The sequence below is a fragment of the Streptomyces sp. NPDC050263 genome (genome assembly GCF_040655955.1).
GTDB lineage: Bacteria > Actinomycetota > Actinomycetes > Streptomycetales > Streptomycetaceae > Streptomyces.
Window position 1 is genome coordinate 1 of sequence record NZ_JBFAKW010000159.1, and the last position, 19,928, is coordinate 19,928.

The 19,928-nt window shown below is 72.0% G+C and carries 15 protein-coding genes; 4 read left to right on the plus strand and 11 right to left on the minus strand.

The genetic code is table 11. The annotated features are described in order from the left end of the window. Positions 1 to 237: 237 nt before the first annotated feature. Entirely contained in the window at positions 238 to 1,443 is a 1,206-nt protein-coding gene (locus tag AB0J04_RS40650) for a glycosyltransferase (RefSeq protein WP_363173713.1), read from the minus strand. 467 nt (positions 1,444 to 1,910) lie between these two features. On the opposite strand from AB0J04_RS40650, the gene AB0J04_RS40655 reads away from it, so the two are divergent. Continuing rightward, a complete protein-coding gene (locus AB0J04_RS40655) occupies positions 1,911 to 2,495 on the plus strand; it encodes a hypothetical protein (RefSeq protein ID WP_363173714.1) in 585 nt (194 codons plus the stop codon). Positions 2,496 to 2,745: 250 nt separating this feature from the next. On the opposite strand, the gene AB0J04_RS40660 is transcribed toward AB0J04_RS40655, so the two are convergent. From AB0J04_RS40660 to xylB, 5 genes are all read right to left on the minus strand, one after another. Next, positions 2,746 to 4,269, minus strand: a complete 1,524-nt coding sequence (locus AB0J04_RS40660) for an aldehyde dehydrogenase family protein (RefSeq protein WP_363173715.1) — start codon at positions 4,267 to 4,269, stop codon at positions 2,746 to 2,748. Between the two features lie 125 nt (positions 4,270 to 4,394). Then, the gene (locus tag AB0J04_RS40665; protein ID WP_363173729.1) at positions 4,395 to 5,699 is read right to left on the minus strand and encodes a GAF domain-containing protein; all 1,305 of its coding nucleotides are present in this window, start codon (positions 5,697 to 5,699) and stop codon (positions 4,395 to 4,397) included. Positions 5,700 to 5,903: 204 nt separating this feature from the next. Beyond that, positions 5,904 to 6,917, minus strand: a complete 1,014-nt coding sequence (locus AB0J04_RS40670) for an acetamidase/formamidase family protein (protein WP_363173716.1) — start codon at positions 6,915 to 6,917, stop codon at positions 5,904 to 5,906. 280 nt (positions 6,918 to 7,197) lie between these two features. Next, the gene (locus AB0J04_RS40675) at positions 7,198 to 8,472 is read right to left on the minus strand and encodes an ROK family transcriptional regulator (protein WP_363173717.1); all 1,275 of its coding nucleotides are present in this window, start codon (positions 8,470 to 8,472) and stop codon (positions 7,198 to 7,200) included. Positions 8,473 to 8,494: 22 nt separating this feature from the next. Beyond that, positions 8,495 to 9,940: a xylulokinase gene (xylB, locus tag AB0J04_RS40680; RefSeq protein WP_363173719.1), complete on the minus strand. Its 1,446-nt coding sequence runs from the start codon at positions 9,938 to 9,940 to the stop codon at positions 8,495 to 8,497. A 182-nt stretch (positions 9,941 to 10,122) separates the two neighbouring features. Between xylB and xylA the strand changes: the two genes are divergently transcribed. Both xylA and AB0J04_RS40690 read left to right on the plus strand, forming a co-directional pair. After that, positions 10,123 to 11,289: a xylose isomerase gene (gene xylA, locus AB0J04_RS40685; protein ID WP_363173720.1), complete on the plus strand. Its 1,167-nt coding sequence runs from the start codon at positions 10,123 to 10,125 to the stop codon at positions 11,287 to 11,289. Positions 11,290 to 11,466: 177 nt separating this feature from the next. Then, complete coding sequence (locus tag AB0J04_RS40690; RefSeq protein WP_363173721.1) at positions 11,467 to 11,925, plus strand: hypothetical protein; 459 nt, start codon at positions 11,467 to 11,469, stop codon at positions 11,923 to 11,925. Between the two features lie 140 nt (positions 11,926 to 12,065). Here AB0J04_RS40690 and AB0J04_RS40695 read toward each other — a convergent pair whose 3' ends face one another. From AB0J04_RS40695 to AB0J04_RS40705, 3 genes are all read right to left on the minus strand, one after another. Then, entirely contained in the window at positions 12,066 to 13,409 is a 1,344-nt protein-coding gene (locus AB0J04_RS40695) for an esterase-like activity of phytase family protein (RefSeq protein ID WP_363173722.1), read from the minus strand. A 169-nt stretch (positions 13,410 to 13,578) separates the two neighbouring features. After that, a complete protein-coding gene (locus tag AB0J04_RS40700; protein WP_363173723.1) occupies positions 13,579 to 14,922 on the minus strand; it encodes an SWF or SNF family helicase in 1,344 nt (447 codons plus the stop codon). Further along, positions 14,919 to 17,840 carry a DEAD/DEAH box helicase gene (locus AB0J04_RS40705; RefSeq protein WP_363173724.1) on the minus strand — a complete coding sequence of 974 codons (2,922 nt, stop codon included), beginning with the start codon at positions 17,838 to 17,840 and terminating at the stop codon, positions 14,919 to 14,921. The genes AB0J04_RS40700 and AB0J04_RS40705 overlap by 4 nt, the downstream gene beginning before the upstream one ends. 278 nt (positions 17,841 to 18,118) lie before the next feature. Between AB0J04_RS40705 and AB0J04_RS40710 the strand changes: the two genes are divergently transcribed. Next, complete coding sequence (locus tag AB0J04_RS40710; protein ID WP_363173726.1) at positions 18,119 to 18,301, plus strand: hypothetical protein; 183 nt, start codon at positions 18,119 to 18,121, stop codon at positions 18,299 to 18,301. Between the two features lie 79 nt (positions 18,302 to 18,380). Here the strand turns inward: AB0J04_RS40710 and AB0J04_RS40715 are convergent, their stop codons facing one another. Both AB0J04_RS40715 and AB0J04_RS40720 read right to left on the minus strand, forming a co-directional pair. Further along, positions 18,381 to 19,307: a hypothetical protein gene (locus AB0J04_RS40715; RefSeq protein ID WP_363173727.1), complete on the minus strand. Its 927-nt coding sequence runs from the start codon at positions 19,305 to 19,307 to the stop codon at positions 18,381 to 18,383. 139 nt (positions 19,308 to 19,446) lie between these two features. After that, positions 19,447 to 19,776, minus strand: coding sequence for a hypothetical protein (locus tag AB0J04_RS40720; protein WP_363173728.1), 330 nt, complete (start codon positions 19,774 to 19,776; stop codon positions 19,447 to 19,449). Between the last annotated feature and the right edge of the window lie 152 nt (positions 19,777 to 19,928).

The window sequence follows — 19,928 nt, forward strand, 5'->3', positions numbered from 1 at the left end:
CCTCGTACTGGACGTACTTGGGCTTTCGGCCGGTGCGGCGAGAGTGCGTGCCGGGCGTCGCGACGGGGCGAACGTTGCCTGCCGCGGCACTAGCAACCGAGGGTGCGGTGTCAGCCTCAGCACGATCAACCACGGGGCCACGGTCCTCACTTGCCAAAGCCCCGGACGGGTTCACCCCGCCCGGGCCCCTGCGCTCGGACCGGCCCGAGCACCCCCGAGCACTACGGCCGACGTCGTTCACCGGGACTCGTCGACCAACCGGCGTGCGGCCACCTCCGCTCCGTCGGTGCGGAGCCGGCTGCCCAGGAACTTCGCACGGGCCCGGGTCTCGGGTGACAGAGCGGTCTTGAGCGCGATGCCCAGAGATTCGACGGTCGTGGTCGGAGCGTCGAGGGCCGCACCGAGGTCCAATGCCGCCACCCGGCCTGCCCAGTAGGGGTTGTCCGACAGTTGGAGAGGTATCACCACTTGGGGCGTGCCCGCACGGGCCGCCGTCAGCGTCGTACCCGCGCCGCCGTGGTGGACCACAGCGGCCAGCTTGCCGAACAGGTTCTGATGGTTGGCCTCGCCGATGGCGAAGCAGTCGTCCCCACCGTCGACGAGATCCAGGTCCGCCCACCCGCGGGACACGAGCACGCGGTGCCCCTGTGCGCGGATCGCCTCGACGGTCATGCCTCCGACGCCTTCGGCCGGGGACATACTGCCGAAGCCGACATAGACCGGTGGGGTGCCCGCGTCCAGGAACCTCGCCAGGTCCGCCGGGAGGGGCCGTTCGTCCGGGAGGGTCCATGCTCCGGTCTGTGCGACGTGGAGCCCGGGGGTCTCCCGCCACGGTCCCAGGACCGGGTCCGCCGCCAACCACGGACGGTCGGTGAGGATGTGATCGCGCACGTTGTCCACCAGCGGTAGACCGAGTGCTGCCCGGTGGCTGTTGAGTGCCTCGCCGAACTGCGCGTTGACGTTCTGGGCGTCCGACTCCCACAGCGTCCGATTGTCGGCGACCTCGGGCTCCGGCCAGCCCGGCCGCGGTGGCGGCGCGTGGTGCGGCGACGGCAGGTGGACCGCCGCATAACTCACGTACACGTAGGGGATACCCGCGGCCTCGGCCACGGATCGCGCGGCGACCTGCCCCAGACCTGCCGCCACCACCACGTCACATCCGTCGAACGCCGCAGGGAAGGTGGCGAACTGTGTCTCGACCAACTCGTTCCTGTAGCGGGCCAGGTCCTCTGCCGAGGGCAGGGTCTTTCCGTGCATCAACTCCTTGACAGGCGGCCCGACCGGCACCGACTGCACTCCGATACCCGCGAGCCGCTCGGCGAACTCCTCGTCCGGCGGGGCGCACATCCGCACCTCCGCGCCGAGCGCCCGCAGCCGCACCGCGAGTGCCACCAGCGGTTCGACGTCGCCACGTGTCCCGTATGTAGACAACAGCACCCGCATTCAGCGTCCTCTTTCGTCGGGTCGTCCATGCGCTTCTGTCGTTTCCGCCCAGGCTCGGGGTGGTGGCCGACGGCGGCGATACCTTGGTCGTCGGGAATGACCGGCAGCAGTGTAGGTCGCGTGCCGGTCAGGGCGGGGGAGGGGCGCCGCGCATCATCGCGCTTGGCCGCGTCGGTCAACTCGGCTGTTTCGCAGCAGACTTCGGCCTTCGGAAGTTACTGGACAAGCCATCTCGGTGGCTACGGTGCGCGTGAGGCCGGAGGTTCGGCGTCGGCAGGCTCTGGGCAGTCTGTGCTTGTCGAGGTGTGCAAAATCCCCCATCGACCACACAACCGGAGTGCCACGCGATGCAGAGTCCGTCCACATCCGTACCTGATGTCTCGGTCATCCTCCCCTGCGCCGGATACGGAACCCGATTCGGTGCGCCCTACCCGAAGGAACTGCACTGCCTGGCTCCTGGGGTCACCGTGCTGGACCGCAGCCTGGAAGCCGTCGTCGAACTCGCCAAGAGCGGACTCAAGGTGCGCTTGGTCGTCGTGTTCGGAACACACAAGCTGGACACCGTGAGTTATCTCCTTCGCTATGCCGACACCTTCCAGATGGTCTTCGTCCACCAGGACGAGTCGTTCGGACCTGGTCTCGACGGGGCGATCCGGTCCGCTCTGCCGATGACCCAGGGGCCGGTGGCCCTCGTCCTGCCTGACATCGTTGTCTCTGGGGCGGACACGCCTGGCAAGCTCCTTGACGCCTTACGGCAGGTGGAGGTGGCGGGCTGGAGCGTAGTGGCCGCCGAGGAGCGGGATCACGACACGCTCCGGCAGATGGGCGCGCTGGCCGTGGCTGAGGCGGAAGGCGTCCTGACCGTGGGGGCGGCCACCGACAAGCCGACGGATCCCTCGGGCTTCAACGCGTTCTGGGGCATGGTGGCCGTCACCGAGAGCGAGGCGCACAAGCTGCCCGACGTCGTGGGCACAGGAACGACCAACCCGTTGGCCGGCGCGGTCGCTCTCATGGTTGAGGGGATCGTCAACTACAACACCCCTGCGGGCTGACTTCTTGCGCGCCGACGCGTTCGAGCGCGGTTGGCGCTGCGCACGCGCGATGTCCGTGGTGTCTTCTCCGCGAAGGGTCCCCGGCAGAGGGCCCGCCTTCAAGTCTGCATGGACGGCCCGCTCCCTTACCGCTCTCCACTTGCGCGGTTGTTCCGTCACTTCTGTCGGCGACGGCTGAAGAGTGGACCAGGGGTCGTGACTCCGCGTGCCTGGAGGACGAAGGCTCCCTCCAGGCACGCGACATGTGGCTCTAGAAGAACCCAAGTTTCTTCGGGCTGTATGAAACAAGAAGGTTCTTCGTCTGCTGGTAGTGCTCCAGCATCATCTTGTGCGTCTCGCGGCCGATCCCGGACTGCTTGTAGCCGCCGAAAGCGGCGTGCGCCGGATACGCGTGGTAGCAGTTCGTCCACACGCGGCCCGCCTGGATCGCCCGGCCCGCGCGGTACGCCGTGTTGATGTCCCGGGTCCACACCCCGGCCCCGAGGCCGTATGCCGTGTCGTTGGCGATCTTGATGGCGTCGTCGAAGTCGTCGAAGGAGGCCACCGAGACGACCGGACCGAAGATCTCCTCCTGGAAGATCCGCATACGGTTGTCACCCTCGAAGATCGTCGGCTGGACGTAGTACCCGCCCTTCAACTCCCCGTCGTACTCGGCGCGTTCACCGCCCGTGAGGATCCTGGCACCTTCGCTCCGGCCGATGTCGATGTAGGAGAGGATCTTCGTGAGCTGCTCGCCGGACGCCTGCGCGCCGATCATCGTGTCCGTGTCGAGGGGGTGGCCGGGCTTGATGAGCTCGGTGCGCGCGACGGCCGCCTGGAGGAAGTCCCCGTAGTTGCCGCGCTGGATCAGCCCGCGTGACGGGCAGGTGCAGACCTCTCCCTGGTTCAGCGCGAACATGGTGAAGCCCTCGAGGGCCTTGTCGCGCAGGTCGTCGTCCTTGTCCCACACGTCGTCGAAGAAGATGTTCGGCGACTTGCCGCCCAGCTCCAGGGTCACCGGCTTCAGGTTCTCGGCGGCGTACTGCATGATCAGCCGCCCGGTCGACGTCTCGCCCGTGAACGCCACCTTCGCCACCCGCGCACTGGACGCGAGCGGCTTGCCCGCCTCCTCGCCGAAGCCGTTGACGATGTTCACCACGCCCGGCGGCAGCAGGTCCCCGACCAGACTCATCCAGTAGTGCAGCGAGACCGGCGTCTGCTCGGCGGGCTTGATGACCACCGCGTTGCCCGCGGCCAGGGCCGGCGCGAGCTTCCATGTGGCCATCAGGATCGGGAAGTTCCACGGGATGATCTGCGCGACGACGCCGAGCGGCTCGTGGAAGTGGTAGGCGACGGTGTCGTCGTCGACCTCGCTGAGCGCGCCCTCCTGGGCGCGGACCGCGCCGGCGAAGTAGCGGAAGTGGTCGATGGCCAGCGGGATGTCCGCGGCCAGCGTTTCCCGCACCGGCTTGCCGTTCTCCCAGCTCTCGGCGACCGCCAGGGGCTCCAGGTACGCCTCCATCCGGTCGGCGATCTTCAGCAGGATGTCGGAGCGCTCCGTCGCCGAGGTGCGGCCCCAGCTCGGCGCGGCCGCGTGCGCCGCGTCGAGCGCCCGCTCCACGTCCTCCGCCGTGCCGCGCGCCACCTCGGTGAACGTCTCCCCGTTCACCGGAGACGGGTTCTCGAAGTATTGCCCGCGAGCCGGCGGCACGTACTCGCCGCCGATGTAGTGGTCGTAGCGCGTCTGGTAGGAGACGATCGCGCCCTCGGTTCCGGGCGCCGTGTAACGGGTCATCCTGTTCTGCCTCCCTCAGCAGCGCTGCCCGCCGTTGGGCAACTCTCCGCGGGAGGCTAGGGAAGCGGACGTTGCAGGTACGTTGCAGCGCTGGTCGGGCCCGCCCACGGACGGGATGCCCAGGCTTACGGGTGCGGGTGCGGGTGCGGGTGCGGGTGCGGGTGCGGGTGCGGCCATCCGGCCGGCGCCGCCAGCTCCGACTCCAGCGACGCGAGGCGCGCCCGTATCGCGGCCGTCGGGCGGGCAGCCGCGAGCGCCCGCCACACATCGACGTCGTCCTCGCCCCACGACGAGTGGGCCCAGTCCACCAGCAGATCGGGATCGCCGCACGCGATCAGCGCGGCGCGCAGGCCGTCGGCGAGACGGCTCCTGAGCCGCACCACCGCCGGTGCCTGGGACGCCGGCAGCGGCGGGCCGGTGTACGCGCTCACGGCCGCCGTCACCGCGCCGGCCGCCAGCCGCCGCTCGACGACGGCCACGTCCGACTCGATTCCGACGGTGAGCCGGTAGGGGCGCGAGGCCAGCAGCCCCGGGCCGAGCACCCCGCGCAGCCGCGCGAGTTCGGCCCGCAGCGTCACCGGGGGCACCGACTCGTCCTCGTACAGCGCGCACAGCAGCTCGTCGCCCGTCAGACCCTCGGGGTGACGAGCCAGCAGTACGAGGATCTCGCTGTGCCGACGGCTCAGTCTCATCCGCCGGCCGCCGGTGACCAGACACGCCTCGTCCCGGCCCAGCACGGTCAGCCGCGGCGTCTCGGTGGCGGGTCGTGCCGGGGCGAGCAACGCCAGATGGGCCTCCGCGGCCCGCGCGACCGCCTGCACGAACCCCAGGCTGTGCGGATGCGCCAGTCCGTTCCCGCCCGTGATGTCCACGGCGCCCAGCACCCGCCCGGTCCGCGGATCGTGCACCGGGGCGGCCGCGCACGTCCATGGCTGAACCCGCCGGATGAAGTGCTCTGCCGCGAACACCTGCACCGGCCGGTCCAGGGCGACCGCCGTGCCCGGCGCGTTCGTCCCCACCGCGCTCTCCGCCCACCGCGCACCCGGCACGAAGTTCATCCGACCGGCCTGCAGGCGGGTCGCCGCGTGCCCCTCGACCCACAGCAGCCTGCCGCGCGCGTCGCACACCGCCAGCAGATGTTCCCCGTCCGCGGCGAACGTGCCCATCAGCTCGCGGAACAGCGGCATCACCCGTGCCAGCGGATGCTCGGACCTGTAAGCGCCGAGCTCACCGTCGGTCAGCTCCACGCTCGCGGTGCCGTCGGGACCGACGCCGGCCCGCGCGGAACGCCGCCACGAGTCGGCCACGACGGCACGCACCGGCCGCGGCACGGTGCCCGCTGCGGTGAACGTCTCGTGCGCCCGCCGCAGGATCCGTACACGTTCGGCGGGGTCGGCCCCCGGTTCCAGGGCCACCCAGGGATCGGTCAACTCGTCCTCCCGGAAGGCGAAACGGCTGGGATACGGCTTGGGGCAGGGTTTGGGATGCGGCTCGGGGTGGAGCTTGAGGTACGGCTTGGGTCCGGCTGGGGACATCGTCACTCCGGGTGCGCGGGCCGACAACCGTTTGGACGATGGTCACCCGAAAGACGGGCATCCGGTTTCGATCCGGTTCTGGTTCCGTCGGGCGGTGACTCAGCCGCGCAGCGCCGTCGCCGTCTCCCGCAGCCGCGCGTGCACGCCCCGATGGGTCTCGCGAGCGGGCAGCCACTCCTTGCGGAGTTTGGCCACGCACGTGTAGTTCGTGTCGCACACATTGGCCAACGGCGACTCCACGGCCTGGGTTGCGAACTGGTACGCGTCCAGCTCACCGAACCCGTAGTCCCGCACCAGCCACTGGACCAGGTCGAGCTGGGATATGCGGAACGCGTCCTCGAGAGGCCGGGCCGAACCGGTCGAGACGATGTGCGTGTCCGACTCGATGCGCGGCCACGGGGTGGCCAGTCCCTTGATCAGGTCGACGATCACCACCGTGTTCATCGCGCACTCCACGGCGACCCCGCAGGTCTCGCCCTCCCCCTGCCGGGCGTGTCCGTCGCCCAGGCTCAGCAGCGCCCCCTCGACGTTCACCCCCAGATAGCAGGTGACCCCGGCCCGCATCTCGGGCGTGTCCATGTTCCCGCCGTGCGCGTCGGGCACCAGCGCCGAGCGCACCTCCAGGTTGGCCGGGGCCACCCCCACCGTGCCGTGCATCGGGTCGAGGGGCAGTTCGATCTCGAACTCGCTGTCCTGCGCCCGGAACAGCGCCGTACGCCGGGTGCGGTCCAGCGGCCAGATCCACACCCGCTCCGGGAGCGGCGGCTGCAGTGTGGCCGTGGTGTGCGTGGAGGTCAGCGCGCCGAAGAGGGGGACCGTGGTCGAGGCGGCCCAGTCGCGGGCCGGTTCGATCGACACGAAGTGCACGGCGACCGTGTCGCCGGGTTCGGCTCCCTCGATGTGGAAGGGACCTGTCTGCGGGTTGAGGAAGGGGAACTCGCACACCTCGGACACCAGGTCCTTCTCGGAGCGCACCCGCCCGGCGAAGCAGTCCTCCGTGTACAGGTCCAGGACGGTGCCCGGGGCGATGCGGGCCACGGGCGGCGCACCGCCGAACGTCCAGGCGTACTCGCCCTGCTTCGGACGCACAGTCAGGATTCGAGGGTCGCTCATCGCTGTAGCTCCGTTCCGTGGAAGGCCGGCGGATGCGGGTGGAGGACGTGCACCTGCGCTCGCACGGATCACGTTACGGGGCCTGCCGGTCGGGCAGAAGAAACGTCTGAGATCGGTGGACGAGCATGCCCTTGTGGACAACTCGCTCACTCGAACGGGGAGTTCCGCCTGTGCCGGTGCCCCTCCCGGTCCCACTGCCGGTCCCAGCGCCTGGGCCTGAGCCCGCGCCTCAGCCGGCACCAGCCCGGAAACGCGACCCGTCCACAACCGACCGAGCCGCTCAGGCCCGCTCTGCCCCCGTCACCGGCTCTGCCCCCGTCACCGGCCCCGCTCCCGTCACCGGCCCAGCCCCCGCCACACCCACCGCTGCCGGATCGTCCAGCACAGCCCGTACCACCGAGTGCGCGGCCCCCAGCAAGGGACCCTCAGGGCCCAGCAGCGAGACGGACACGGGGCAGGCGGGGCCCGCCGTGCGCCGGGAGAGTTCGGTCTCGAGGGACGGCAGCAGCCACGGCGCGAGCGCGGCCAGCGCGCCGCCGAGCACGACGCCCTCCGGATCCAGCAGATTGAGGGCCCCGGTCAGGGCGACCCCGAGGGCGGTTCCCGCTTCGTGCAGAGCGCGCCGTACGCCGGGGTCGCCGTCCGCGGCACGTCCCGCCAGAAGTCCGACGCGGTCCTCGCCCGGTTCCAGTCCGGCTGCCCGCAGCACCGCCTCCTCACCGGCGTACTGCTCCAGGCAACCCCGTCCGCCGCACACGCACGCCGGCCCGTCGGGATGGACCGGCACATGGCCCAGCTCGCCGGCGAAGCCGCGGGTGCCGCGCAGCAGGTTGCCGTCCATGACCAGGGCCGCGCCGATGCCGATCTCCGCCGACACGTGCAGGAAGTTCCCCGGGGTGTCCGCGCCGAGCCAGAGCTCCGCCAGTCCGCCGAAATTGGCCTCGTTGTCCACGGTCAGCGGGAACTCGTCGGGCAGCAGGGCGCCGAGGTCGACGTCCTGCCAGTCGAGGTTCGGCGCCCGGACGACCGTACGGGCGTCCCGGGCGACCAGGCCGGGGACCGCCACGGCGAGCCCGGCCGGCCACAGCCCCTCGCGCTCCGCCTCGGCGACGACCCGGCGTACGAGCGTCGTCAGTTCCTCGACCACGGGCGCGGGGGAGCGGCCGCGGTTCGTGCCGTGCCGCACGGCACGCGCGCGTACCTCGCCGCGCAGGTCGACGGCGCAGACCGCCAGATGGTCGACGCCGATCTCGGCGCCTATGCCCGACGGACCGCGCCCGCTGACCGCCAGCGCCGAACCGGGCCGCCCGACCCGGCCGGGCCGTTCGGGGCCCAGCTCCTCGAGCAGTCCGGTGCGTATGAGTTCGTCGACGAGGGTCGAGACCGCCGCGCGGGTCAGGCCGATGCGGGAGGCGACCGCCGCCCGCGAGAGCTGACCCTCGGCGCTGACGGCGTGCATCACCCGGGCCAGGTTGCGGCGGCGCATGCCCTGTTGGGTGTCGGGCAGTGCGCGCCCCGGGCCGGCCGGCCGGGCTTCGTGCAGCGGTGCGGTCATGCCTCCGTCGATTCGTCGATGCTCAGTGGGCGTCCGTGCTCCGTTCCAGCAGCGGGGCCGCGTCGGAGAGTACCCCGGCGATCCTGGCCAGGGCCGTGTCGTCCCGCTCGACGGCGTCGAGCACCGGACCCCGCGCGGTGTTCCAGCGACGGGCGACGGCCGCCGGGTCCTCGCCGGTCAGCAGGCCCGCCGCCTGTGCCGCGGCGCCCAGCGCGACGAGTTCCTTGGCCTCGGGCACCTGCACCGGCCGCCCGGACAGTCGGCGCACGGTCTGCTGCCAGGCCGTGCCGCGGGCGCCTCCGCCGATCAGCAGGAGTGGGGCCGAGCGGTCCGCGTCCTCGTCGAGGACCAGGTCGAGCGCGCCCAGCAGCGAGTGCACGGCCCCGTCGTAGGCGGCCTGGAGCAGCTGACCTGCCGTGGTGTCGTGGCGCAGGCCGTGCAGGAGGCCCGAGGCGTTCGGCAGGTTCGGGGTGCGCTCGCCGTCCAGGTAGGGCAGGAGCGTGAGGTGCGCGGTGGGCTCCACCGCCTCGCGGTCCAGGCCGAGCAGCGCGGCGATGCGGTCCACGGCGAGCGTGCAGTTCAGGGTGCAGGCCAGGGGCAGCCAGTCGCCGTGCGCGTCGGCGAAGCCGGCCACGATGCCGGTGGGGTCGGTGGGGCGGTGCTTCGCCACCGCGTACACCGTGCCCGAGGTGCCGAGGCTCAGCACGGGCGTGCCGGGGCGCAGCCCGAGGCCGAGCGCCGCCGCCGCGTTGTCGCCGGTGCCGGGGGCGACCAGCGTCCCCTTGGCGAAGGGCAGGTCGTGGCTGTCCCGGACGGTGCCCGCCACCTCACCGGGCCGCACCACGCGCGGGAGCAGCGCGGGGTCCAGCCCCACATGGGCAAGGATCTCCTGGTCGTACGTCTCGGTGCCGGAGGCCCACCAGCCGGTGCCGGAGACATCGCCGCGGTCGGTGGTGCCCTCGCCCGTGAGGCGCTCGGTGAGGTAGTCGTGCGGGAGGCGCACGGCCTTGGTCGCGCGCAGCGCCTCCGGCTCGTTCTCCGCCAGCCAGGCCCACTTCGTGACCGTGAAGGACGCCGCCGGGACGGATCCGGTGCGCTCCGCCCAGAACTTCGCGCCGCCGAGCTCCTCGGTCAGCCGTCGGGCCTGCGGGGCCGAACGCACGTCGTTCCACAGCAGCGCCGGACGCACCGGCTCACCGCGCTCGTCCAGCGTGACGAGCCCGTGCTGCTGCCCGCCGATCGACACCGCGGCAGCCTCGCGCGCCGCGTCACCGCACTGGTGCAGCGCCTCGCGCAGGGCGTCCCACCACTGACGTGGGTCGCTCTCGCGGCCGGCCCCGGAGGACACGGTGTGCGGCGCCTGGCCGCTCGCGACGACCTCGCCGGTGGCCGCGTCGACGACCAGGACCTTGGTGGACTGGGTGGATGTGTCCACGCCGACGACGAGCGGACCCTCGGCTGCTGACATCGGGCTCTCCCTCAAGTTTTTCTGCGGCTCTGCGGGATCTGTCTTCCCAGAGATGCTTCCGCATACTAATTTGTAAACGGCCATGACGAAATAGTCGGCAAGACAAGTTCAGCAGGACAAGCCGGCCGGACAGGTCAGCAAGATCAGGTCAGCAGGACAGACTTCAAGCAAGGAGCCGAGGCATGAGCTACCAGCCCACCCCCGATGACAGGTTCACCTTCGGCCTGTGGACCGTCGGCTGGCAGGGACGGGACCCGTTCGGCGACGCCACGCGGCGTGCCCTGGACCCGGTCGAGACGGTGCAGCGCCTGGCCGACCTGGGTGCCTACGGCGTGACCTTCCACGACGACGACCTGATCCCCTTCGGGTCCTCGGACGGCGAGCGCGAGGAGCACATCAAGCGCTTCCGCGCTGCCCTGGACACCACCGGTATGACCGTGCCGATGGCCACCACCAACCTCTTCACGCACCCCGTCTTCAAGGACGGCGCGTTCACCGCGAACGACCGCGACGTGCGCCGTTACGCCCTGCGCAAGACGATCCGCAACATCGACCTGGCGGTCGAGCTCGGCGCGAAGATCTACGTCGCCTGGGGGGGCCGTGAGGGTGCGGAGTCCGGTGCCGCCAAGGACGTGCGCGTCGCTCTCGACCGCATGAAGGAGGCCTTCGACCTCCTCGGCGAGTACGTGACCTCCCAGGGCTACGACCTGAAGTTCGCTATCGAACCCAAGCCGAACGAGCCGCGCGGCGACATCCTGCTGCCCACCGTCGGCCACGCCCTGGCCTTCATCGAGCGCCTGGAGCGCCCGGAGATGTACGGCGTCAACCCCGAGGTGGGCCATGAGCAGATGGCCGGGCTGAACTTCCCGCACGGCATCGCCCAGGCGCTGTGGGCGGGCAAGCTCTTCCACATCGATCTCAACGGTCAGTCCGGCATCAAGTACGACCAGGACCTGCGTTTCGGCGCCGGTGACCTCCGCTCCGCGTTCTGGCTGGTCGACCTGCTGGAGAGCGCCGGTTACGCGGGCCCGAAGCATTTCGACTTCAAGCCGCCGCGCACCGAGGACCTCGACGGTGTCTGGGCGTCGGCCGCGGGCTGCATGCGCAACTACCTGATCCTCAAGGAGCGTGCCGCCGCGTTCCGCAGCGACCCGGAGGTCCAGGAGGCCCTGCGCGCCTCCCGCCTGGACGAGCTCGCCCAGGCCACCGCTGCCGACGGCCTGCAGAGCCTGCTCGCCGACCGCGGCGCCTTCGAGGACTTCGACGCGGAGGCGGCCGCCGCCCGGGGCATGGCGTTCGAGCGCCTCGACCAGCTCGCCATGGATCACCTTCTGGCCGCCCGGGGCTGAATCCGCGCGCACGCGTGTGTGCACCGATGAGCGTGCACACACGCGTGCCGCCGAACGACTCGTGTTCGAGCGAGCTCCGTACGGAGTGCGCCGGAACCGTGCCGTCCATGCCATGGGTCGGTATCAACTTCCGTGCGGGGGTCGCGCTGCGAGCGGTCCACCGCGACGCTGGTCGGTATGGCCATGCCGCCCGTACCGCCCCAGCCGCCCGGACCGCCGGGTGACACACCGCCGCCAGGCGGATTCGGACCGCCTCACTCCGGCTTCGGACACGACGACGGAACGGGAGGAGGGGGCGGTTGGTCGCCGCCTCCGCCGTCCCGGCCGCCAGGCGGCTCCGGACGACGCCGGAACCCCCTCTTCGTCGTCCTCACCCTGCTGGTCGTCGCCGGAGCCGTCCTCGCCGTCGTGCTGATGTCCTCGGGAGGCGACGACTCACCGGACGACGAGCCGACCGCCGGCAGCAGCACCGGCTCCACTCCCGGCCCGTCCTTCAGCCTTCCGGTCGAACTGCCCAGCGGCCTGCCGACCGAGCTGCCGTCGCAGTTCCCCACCGAACTGCCGAGCGAGCTGCCCACCGAGATTCCGAGCGAGCTCGAGTCGCTGGTGCCGTCCCTGAGCGAGCTGCTGCCCTAGGGTCCTGCGCCGGAGATCCTCGACTCCCTCGCCCGATTCTGCCGACGGATCTCCGGCGCAGGACACTACCTGCTCCAGCCTGCACACACGCGCGCGCGTGGGCACCACCCGTCCACGCGCGCGTGTCGAGGCGCCCTCTCTCAAATGCCCCGCGGCAGCCGCACGTAGGTGACGGTCGTCTCGATGCCGCTGTCGACCAGCCTGCCCTGCGCGTCGAACGCCCCGGCGCCGTCCGTCATCCCGAAGTCGTTGTCGTTGATGAGGGCCAGCGTGTCGTCGTCCACGCGCGCGACGCCCTCGATCTTCCCGGGTACCCCGGCGACCTTGCCCAGGTCGACGACCAGGCGCTTGGACAGGACCGGGACTCCCGAGCCGGCGGGGTCGTCCAACTGCTCCAGCGACGGCGCCGTCGCGTCGTCGTCCCAGCGGCTGCCGAGGATGTTCGCCGACCGGCTCAGCCTGACCAGGTGCAGCCGTGCGGCCTTGTCCGTGCGCTCCTCCACCAGCAGTCGGTCGCCGCCCACGGCGACCACCGAGGAGATCTTGAGCTCGGAGGTGTCGTCCTCGCTCGGGTCGACCACGTCGACCGGGTCGAAGCGGTACGCGTACTCGGCGGTGACCGCCTTCTTCTTCGGCGAGAAACGCAGCAGGCGCGTGTTCCGCGAACCTTCTCCCGCCACCGTGTCCGGGAGCGACAGCGGGCTCTGCACCGCCAGCACGAGGTCGCCGCCCGGGAGTTGGGCGAGCCCCTCGAAGCCACGGTTGATCTTCCTGTGCAGCAGGACCGCGGGCAGAGCCTCCGCGACCGGGTAGTCGGTGCCGGTCAGGTTCAGCCCCTTGGGCACGTAACGCGTCAGCACCTTCCCGCGCGCGGAGACGTGCACCAGGGATGGGCCGTATTCGTCGACGAGCCAGAAACTCCCGTCCGCCGCCCGCACGATGCCCTCGGTGTCCAGCCCGTTCGGGTTGTAGGACAGGGGCGTCTGGGCGTTGTACGAGTACGGCGCCTCATCACGTCCCTCCTGGTTCGACAGCCCCGTCACGGGCTTCCCCGACGATGTGGTGACCGGGATCGCCTGCAACACCTTCACCGTGTCCCCGGACACCCGGATCCGCACGATGGCCGGGTCGAACCCCGGGACGGGGAACGTGCGGCGCTTGGTGCCGCCCACCTTGATCTGGCCGTTGGGCCCGCGGTCGGTGACCGTCCAGAACTCGCCCTTGCGGCCTGTGGGATAGATGTCGCTGCCGATGCCGCCGAGGTCCACGCCCCGGTCGTCGGCCACCGTGCCGGGCAGCAGGGTGTTGCTGAACGTCCCGAGCGGGATGTCGCCGAGCGTCGCGGTCCGGGTGACATGCGCTGTATGGGACGACGTTCCCGCGGCGGCCGGTCCGGCGGTGGCGAGCGCGGCCAGCACGGCGAGGGGTACGCCCGCCGCGAGGGAACGGTGGACGCGGCGCCTACCGGTGGCGTGCGGGGACATCGGGCCTCCTGAGGGGCAGTACGGCAAGTTCGGTGACAGCGGCCACAGTCGGGGCACGCGCCGAACGCCGTACGACCTTCGGGTGAACGTGGGGCGTCGGCCGCCCGTCGGACCGACGCCCGGTCCGGAGCAGGGTGTTCCTCCCGTCCGGACCGGAAGCGAACCGAGCCTAGGAAAGCGCTTCCTCGCCGTCCGGTCGAGCCACGGCCAAGGCCGTCGCGGGGTCGTGTGCCGCGTCCCCGGCCGCCGTCCAGCGGCCCCGCTCCTTGCGGTACGGCCACCAACGGCCGTCCCGTCCCAGGCGCAGCTGGCAGTCCGCTTCGGCGCCGACCACTGTCCACCGGTTCCCCCGCGCCCGCAGCACAGGCCGTTCGTCCTCCTCCCAGGCCGCGTCCAGCGCGGCACGCGCGCGCGTGAGGGCTTCGCCCTCCACGGTCCACTCCTCCTCGAGCACGGACAGCGCGGCCGCCCCTCCGTGCCGCCAGGCACGCACGGCCGCTGCCAGTTGTTCCCGGCTGCGCCCCGACCCGGCGGCAAGCCGGCCGACCACGTCCGCCGTGGGTCCGTCCACTGCCTGCGGGCCTTCGAGAACACCCGCGGCCAGCCGCACCGCGTCCCCTGCGACCGTCAACGCGGCCGGGGCCGGGGTCTGGAGCGGGGTCTGCGGCCGTGCCTGGGTCGGCCGCCGTCCGGCCCCCTCGCGGAGCGCCTCCGCGAGCAGCAGGTGGGCCGCGACGGCCGTCCGACCGGCCAGGATCTCCAGCGCCGCCGGTTCCACCCCGGCCGGTGGCGGTGCGTCCGTGTCCAGCGAGGGCGGGACGCCGGGTTCCTCCGGGAGCTGGGGCGCGGCGGGCAGCGGAGGCAGGACGTCCCCGGCCGCGTACGCCTGCGCCGCGTCCACCTCGTCGGACCGGGTGGGCTCCGAGGCAGCCCGCGTGGCCGTGCCACGCGCCTGGAGGTCGTCCAGCAGGGCCTGTTCGGCGCGCCCCCGAAGCAGCAGCAGGACGAACGGATCCTGGTCGAGCAGCCTCGCCACCTGGTAACAGACCGCCGCCGTGTGACCGCACTGGTCCCACGCGCCGCAGTCGCACTCCGCCTCCAGGTCACCGAGCCCCGGGAGCAGGTCGACGCCGGCCGCCTCGGCGTCCTCGACCAGATGAGGCGGCATCTCGCGGTCCAGCAGCGCGGCCACGTGCCCGGCCCGCTCGACCGTCAGGTCCAGGAACCGGTCCCACTGCGCGTCCGAGAGCCTGTCGAGCAGCACGTCGGCCCGGTGCGACGTGCGGTCGCGGTCCTGGACGACGGCCGTGACGCGCCCAGGTCGCACCGACACCGCCCCGACGGCGCCCGCGCGCGCGAGCCGGCGGCCCGTCCGCACCTGTTCCCCGTCCAGCGCGCCGTCCTCCAACGCGGCCAGCCACGCCCGGCCCCACCACGTCTGCGCGAATCCCTTTCCGCGCGCGGGAGGCAACGCGGCGAAGGTTCGTTCCTCGGTGCTGTCGTGCCGGTTCATCGCGCGTCCCCTCGCAGCTCCACCAGATCGGCCAGCTCGGCGTCCGTCAGTTCCGTGAGCGCCGCCTCGCCGGCCCCGAGAACGGCGTCGGCGAGGTCCCGCTTACGGCGCAGCATGTCGCCGATGCGGTCCTCGATCGTGCCCTCGGCGATCAGCCGGTGCACCTGCACCGGACGGGTCTGGCCGATGCGGTACGCCCGGTCCGTGGCCTGCGCCTCGACGGCCGGGTTCCACCAGCGGTCGTAGTGCACGACATGCTCCGCGCGCGTGAGGTTGAGGCCTGTGCCGGCCGCCCGGAGCGACAGCAGGAACACCGGGACCTCACCGTCCTGGAAGCGCTGGACCATGACCTCGCGCTCGGCGACGGGCGTGCCGCCGTGCAGGAACTGAGTGGGCACGCCGCGTGCGGCCAGATGCTGCTCGAGGAGACGCGCCAGGCGCACGTACTGCGTGAAGATCAGCACGCTCGCCCCCTCGGAGAGGATCGTGTCGAGCAGCTCGTCCAGGAGTTCCAGTTTTCCCGAGCGTCCGGCCGTCCTCGGCCGCTCCTCCTTCAGATACTGCGCCGGGTGGTTGCAGATCTGTTTGAGACCGGTCAGCAGCTTCACGATCAGCCCGCGTCGCGCCATGTCGTCGGCCTCGGCGATCGCCGCGAGCGTCTCGCGCACCACGGCCTCGTACAGGCCCACCTGCTCCGTGGTGAGGGAGACAGGGCGGTCGGTCTCGGTCTTGGGCGGCAGCTCGGGGGCGATCCCCGGGTCCGACTTGCGGCGGCGCAGCAGGAACGGCCCCACCAGCCGGGCCAGCCGCTCTGCCGCAGCCGGATCCCCGCCTGCCTCGACGGCGCGCGCGTACCGCGTGCGAAAGGCCCCGAGCCGGCCCAGCAGGCCCGGCGTCGTCCAGTCCAGGATCGCCCACAGCTCCGACAGGTTGTTCTCCACCGGGGTGCCCGTGAGCGCCACGCGCGCGCGTGCGCCGATGGTGCGCAGCGCCCGCGCGGTCGCCGAGTACGGGTTCTTCACGTGCTGCGCCTCGTCCGCCACGACCAGGCCCCACGGCACCTCGCCGAGCCGGTCCGCGTCCAGCCGCAGCGTGCCGTACGTGGTGAGCACGACCTCCCCGTCGGCCAGGGCTGCCAGGTCGCGTCGTGGCCCGTGGAAGCGGCGCACCGGCGTGTCCGGCGCGAACCTTTCGATCTCCCGCTGCCAGTTGCCCATCAGGGACGTCGGGCAGACCACGAGGGTGGGTCCCGCCGCCTCGGCGTCCGTCTGGCGGTGAAGGTGCAGGGCGATCAACGTGATCGTCTTGCCGAGCCCCATGTCGTCCGCCAGGCAGCAGCCCAGTCCCAGGGCCGTCGTCCGGGCCAGCCAGTCCAGGCCGCGCCGTTGGTAGTCGCGCAACGTCGCCTCGAGCGCGGCGGGCTGCTCGATCGGCTCCTGCGTCTCAGGACGCGTCAAGCGCTCCCGCAGGGCCGCAAGCCAGCCGGTGGACTGTACGTCGACCCTGCCGCCGTCGACCTCCGTCGAGCCCGTCAGAGCCGCTCCCAGGGCGTCCACGGGCGTCATCTTGCGGTCCTGCCGAGCGCGGGCCCGGCGCAGTTCGCGGGGGTCGATCAGGACCCACTGGTCACGCAGCCGGACCAGAGGCCGGTTGGCATCGGCCAGACGGTCCAGCTCCTCGCGCGTCAGTTGCCGGTCGCCCAGCCCGAACCACCACGTGAAGGTCAACAGCGCGTCCGCCGACAGGAAGGACGGCGTGTCCGAGCCGGCGCGATCCGGCCCCGTTTTGTGCTCCGGCGGCCCCACGACCGCGCGGGCGGTGAGCGTGCGTGCCAACTCCCTCGGCCAGTGCACCTCCACCCCCGCGCCGGCCAGTGCTCGCGAACCCTCCCCCAGCAGCTCGGCGACCTCCTCGTCGAGCAGATCGACGGCGTCCGGGACGGCGGCCGACAGCAGGGGGGTGAGCGCGGGCCAGGCCCGGGCCGCCCGTCGCAGCGCGAGCAGGGCGTCCATCCGCGCGCGCGGGCCGAAGCCTTCGTGCGCGGCGCCGGACTCGCCCCAGATCGCGGCGGCGTCCGCGACCAGCGCGGGATCGCTCACGCTGTGCACCTGCGGCACGGCGCGGAAACGCGGCGTCGGCTGCCCGGTGCGAGAGGAGAAGATCCCGCCGACGGACCCTTCGACATCGGTCTGGTCGGCCCCGGAGCCATCGACGTCGATTCCGGACAGGCCGATGCCCGAGACCTCGATCCGCAGCGAGATCCGTACGCCGGCGTCGTGGCCCGCGGCGACGTCGGCCGTCCACGTGCGCAGCTCCGGCCTGCGCTGCGCCTGCTGGGCCGCGTAGGCGGGCCCGCCTGTCACGAGCGGGGCGGCGGCAGTGCGGGGCAGTGCGTCCGCGACGGCGTCCAGGAAGGCGCGCAGCAGCCGCTCGGGGTCGGTCAGTCGCAGCGCCGGGCTGTCGTCCACCGGCACGGCGTGGGCCTCGGGTGGCATCGAGGCGGCCAGCCTGCGCACCTGCTCGACGTCCTCCGGGCCCAGCGGGCCGACCCGCCAGGCGTCGTGGTCCTCCGGGGAGAGGCCGGGCAGCAGCAGGCCCCGGGCGACGCACCGCAGGGCCAGCAGGGAGGCCGCACCCCAGAAGGCGGCGGCCCGGTGGGCGTCCGGAGCGACACGCGCGCGGGTGAGGACGGGAAGGGCGTCCAGCACCGGCAACAGCACGGCCGGCACGTGCGCGAGGGCCACACCGGTCCCGGCGGGCCGGACGACGGGCAGTTCCCGCACCGACGCCGACGGGGCGACGGGAGGTGCGTCGCCGTCGGGATGCCAGAAGGCGACGCTGCCGGTACGGGCCGGGGTGCCGGGCACGAACACGGCACTGCAACAGGCCAGTTCAGAGAACTCGGTCGATGTTTCCACGGGGAACCTCGGCGCGACGATGAGCCTTCTCCTCAAACTTGACTACTGGGGGCGGGGTCGCCGATGATACAACACTTTCGCGGGGAACGCGCACCGATGCTGGGGGCAGACTTCAGAAGACTTCAGCGGGCTCCGTACGGGAACCTGGTGCTACGGGTTCTCAGGGGTGTCTCGGGGGTGTACCTCAGGGACGTCTCAGGGTCGCGTCCGGAACCGCGGGCGGCGTGGAGCCGTTTCCATGGCAGAGAGCGGCAGTGGCCGCGAAGGAGGCGACGCACATGTCGAAGAACGCGAAGATCGCCGCAGGAGGTGTGGCGGTAGGGCTCCTCCTGTTGTTCTGGCTGCCCTGGTGGGCGGCCCTGTTGATCGTGGTGGGGGCGCCGGTGGCGGCCTACCTCACGCTGGACCCGTCACAACGGCGCAGGCTGCGCCGGGTCACCCGCAAGGAACTCGGCCGGTGAGCGACGGGGACCGAGTCTCGGTCCCCGTCGTCCGACGCACCGAGCCCGCACGGGCCGACACGGTCAGGGCTCGGCGGGCTCAGAGCGGCCGTACCGCCATCTTGTCGAGCGCATCGAGGAGTCCGGGCAGTTCGGGACCGCGGCCGACCGGCAGCACCTCGCCCGGCTCGTCGTCGAGCAGCACGAAGGCGATGTCGTCGGTCCTGGCCACCAGCGACCAGCCGGGGCCGTCGGCGCGCAAAGTGCGCGCGTCACCGGGAGCGAAGGAGGAGCGCACGCGGCCGAGCGGAGGCGGGGTCTCCACATAGGCACGCACCTCGGCCAGGACACGTCGGATACCGCGGTGGCCCTTCGGCGCGCTCTTCCCGGCCCCATCGGAGCCCTCGACCCCACCGGCGCCGCCGGCCTTCTCGGACCCGCCGGCGGCCTCGGCGGCCCCGTCGCCGACGTTTTCCTCCCTGTCCGTGCCCGAGTCCGACCCGGCGGCCTGCCGCGGGGGAGCGAACTCCGTGTCGTCGATCTGCTCGCGCCACAGGGCCCACTGGAGCGCGATCTCGTCGGCCCCCAACCGCCGCTGGGCCGGGCCCCAGGTGCTTGTGTCCGGAGGGCACAGCGCGGGGCCGTCGGCCACCTCGGGGGCGGGATCGTGCGGCGCCGCCACGCCGGGAGCCGCGACGGCGACCGCCAACGGCCAGCCGGGCAGCGCCGCGACGACCGTCCGCTCGCCGGGCGACAGGTCGTACTCCATGCCGCAGTCCCACGACGCGATGGCGACGGCCACCAGTGACACGTCGTCGATGACGACGGTCCATCGCGCGCCCTCGCCGTCCTGGCCCAGCACCAGGCCGTACCCGTCGGCGAGCGGCGCGAGGCCGAGCGCCGCACAGGCCTCCGGGTAGTCGTCGCCCAGCGCGCTCGGGAACTTCGCCGGCGTCAGCAACACCGCCGTGAGCACATAGAGCGCATCGTCCGCGGCGGCGACGGCGTCCTCGTCCGTCCCTGCCATCCCAGCCTCCCCATCGGTTCGTCCACCGGCGCGCACCCTAGTGTGGCGGGAAGGCGCTTGTCACGACTCCCCGATACACCCGGAGCTGCAGTTTTCCGTCCGGACGGGGCGAATCGACCACCTCCGGCCGTTGGATACGTCACCCTGCGGGCAGTCCGAGGAGCGCACGGGCCACCGCGCGGGGCGACTCGTCGCGCTCCCGCGCCAGCGCGATGACGGCACGGCAGGCCAGTTCGTTGACCCCGAAGGACAGCGCCTCCGGCGACACCCAGCCCGCAGCCTCGTCAATCCGGTCCTGGTCGTCCTCGGCGCAGGCCGAGACGTACGCGGCGGCCGCCTCGAAGAGATTGGGCGTGCGCTTCCCGGCGGCACGCGATGCCCCGTCCGGGCTTCCTTCCGCTTCCGGGCGGGACCGCGCACGCCTCGCGTCGCGGAGTCTTCCGTAGGCCTCGCGGATCCTGCCGAACATGTCGACCGCCTTCCCCCTGCGCTGTCGTGCAACTGATCGTTCATCTCCTGCTTTTCAACCTAGACCCGGACTTCGCGGGTCACCGTTTCAGGTCTGTGGCCAGCGGGTCTGTCCGATGTCGGTGTCGAGGAGATCGAGGAGGTGGAGTTGAA

Excerpts from the sequence above, each read along its gene's own strand:
- AB0J04_RS40650 (WP_363173713.1), bottom strand. The coding sequence starts at position 1,443 with ATGCGGGTGCTGTTGTCTACATACGGGACACGTGGCGACGTCGAACCG.
- AB0J04_RS40660 (WP_363173715.1), bottom strand. The coding sequence starts at position 4,269 with ATGACCCGTTACACGGCGCCCGGAACCGAGGGCGCGATCGTCTCCTAC.
- AB0J04_RS40670 (WP_363173716.1), bottom strand. The coding sequence starts at position 6,917 with ATGAGCGACCCTCGAATCCTGACTGTGCGTCCGAAGCAGGGCGAGTAC.
- AB0J04_RS40675 (WP_363173717.1), bottom strand. The coding sequence starts at position 8,472 with ATGACCGCACCGCTGCACGAAGCCCGGCCGGCCGGCCCGGGGCGCGCA.
- xylB (WP_363173719.1), bottom strand. The coding sequence starts at position 9,940 with ATGTCAGCAGCCGAGGGTCCGCTCGTCGTCGGCGTGGACACATCCACC.
- xylA (WP_363173720.1), top strand. The coding sequence starts at position 10,123 with ATGAGCTACCAGCCCACCCCCGATGACAGGTTCACCTTCGGCCTGTGG.
- AB0J04_RS40690 (WP_363173721.1), top strand. The coding sequence starts at position 11,467 with ATGGCCATGCCGCCCGTACCGCCCCAGCCGCCCGGACCGCCGGGTGAC.
- AB0J04_RS40695 (WP_363173722.1), bottom strand. The coding sequence starts at position 13,409 with ATGTCCCCGCACGCCACCGGTAGGCGCCGCGTCCACCGTTCCCTCGCG.
- AB0J04_RS40700 (WP_363173723.1), bottom strand. The coding sequence starts at position 14,922 with ATGAACCGGCACGACAGCACCGAGGAACGAACCTTCGCCGCGTTGCCT.
- AB0J04_RS40710 (WP_363173726.1), top strand. The coding sequence starts at position 18,119 with ATGTCGAAGAACGCGAAGATCGCCGCAGGAGGTGTGGCGGTAGGGCTC.
- AB0J04_RS40715 (WP_363173727.1), bottom strand. The coding sequence starts at position 19,307 with ATGGCAGGGACGGACGAGGACGCCGTCGCCGCCGCGGACGATGCGCTC.
- AB0J04_RS40720 (WP_363173728.1), bottom strand. The coding sequence starts at position 19,776 with ATGTTCGGCAGGATCCGCGAGGCCTACGGAAGACTCCGCGACGCGAGG.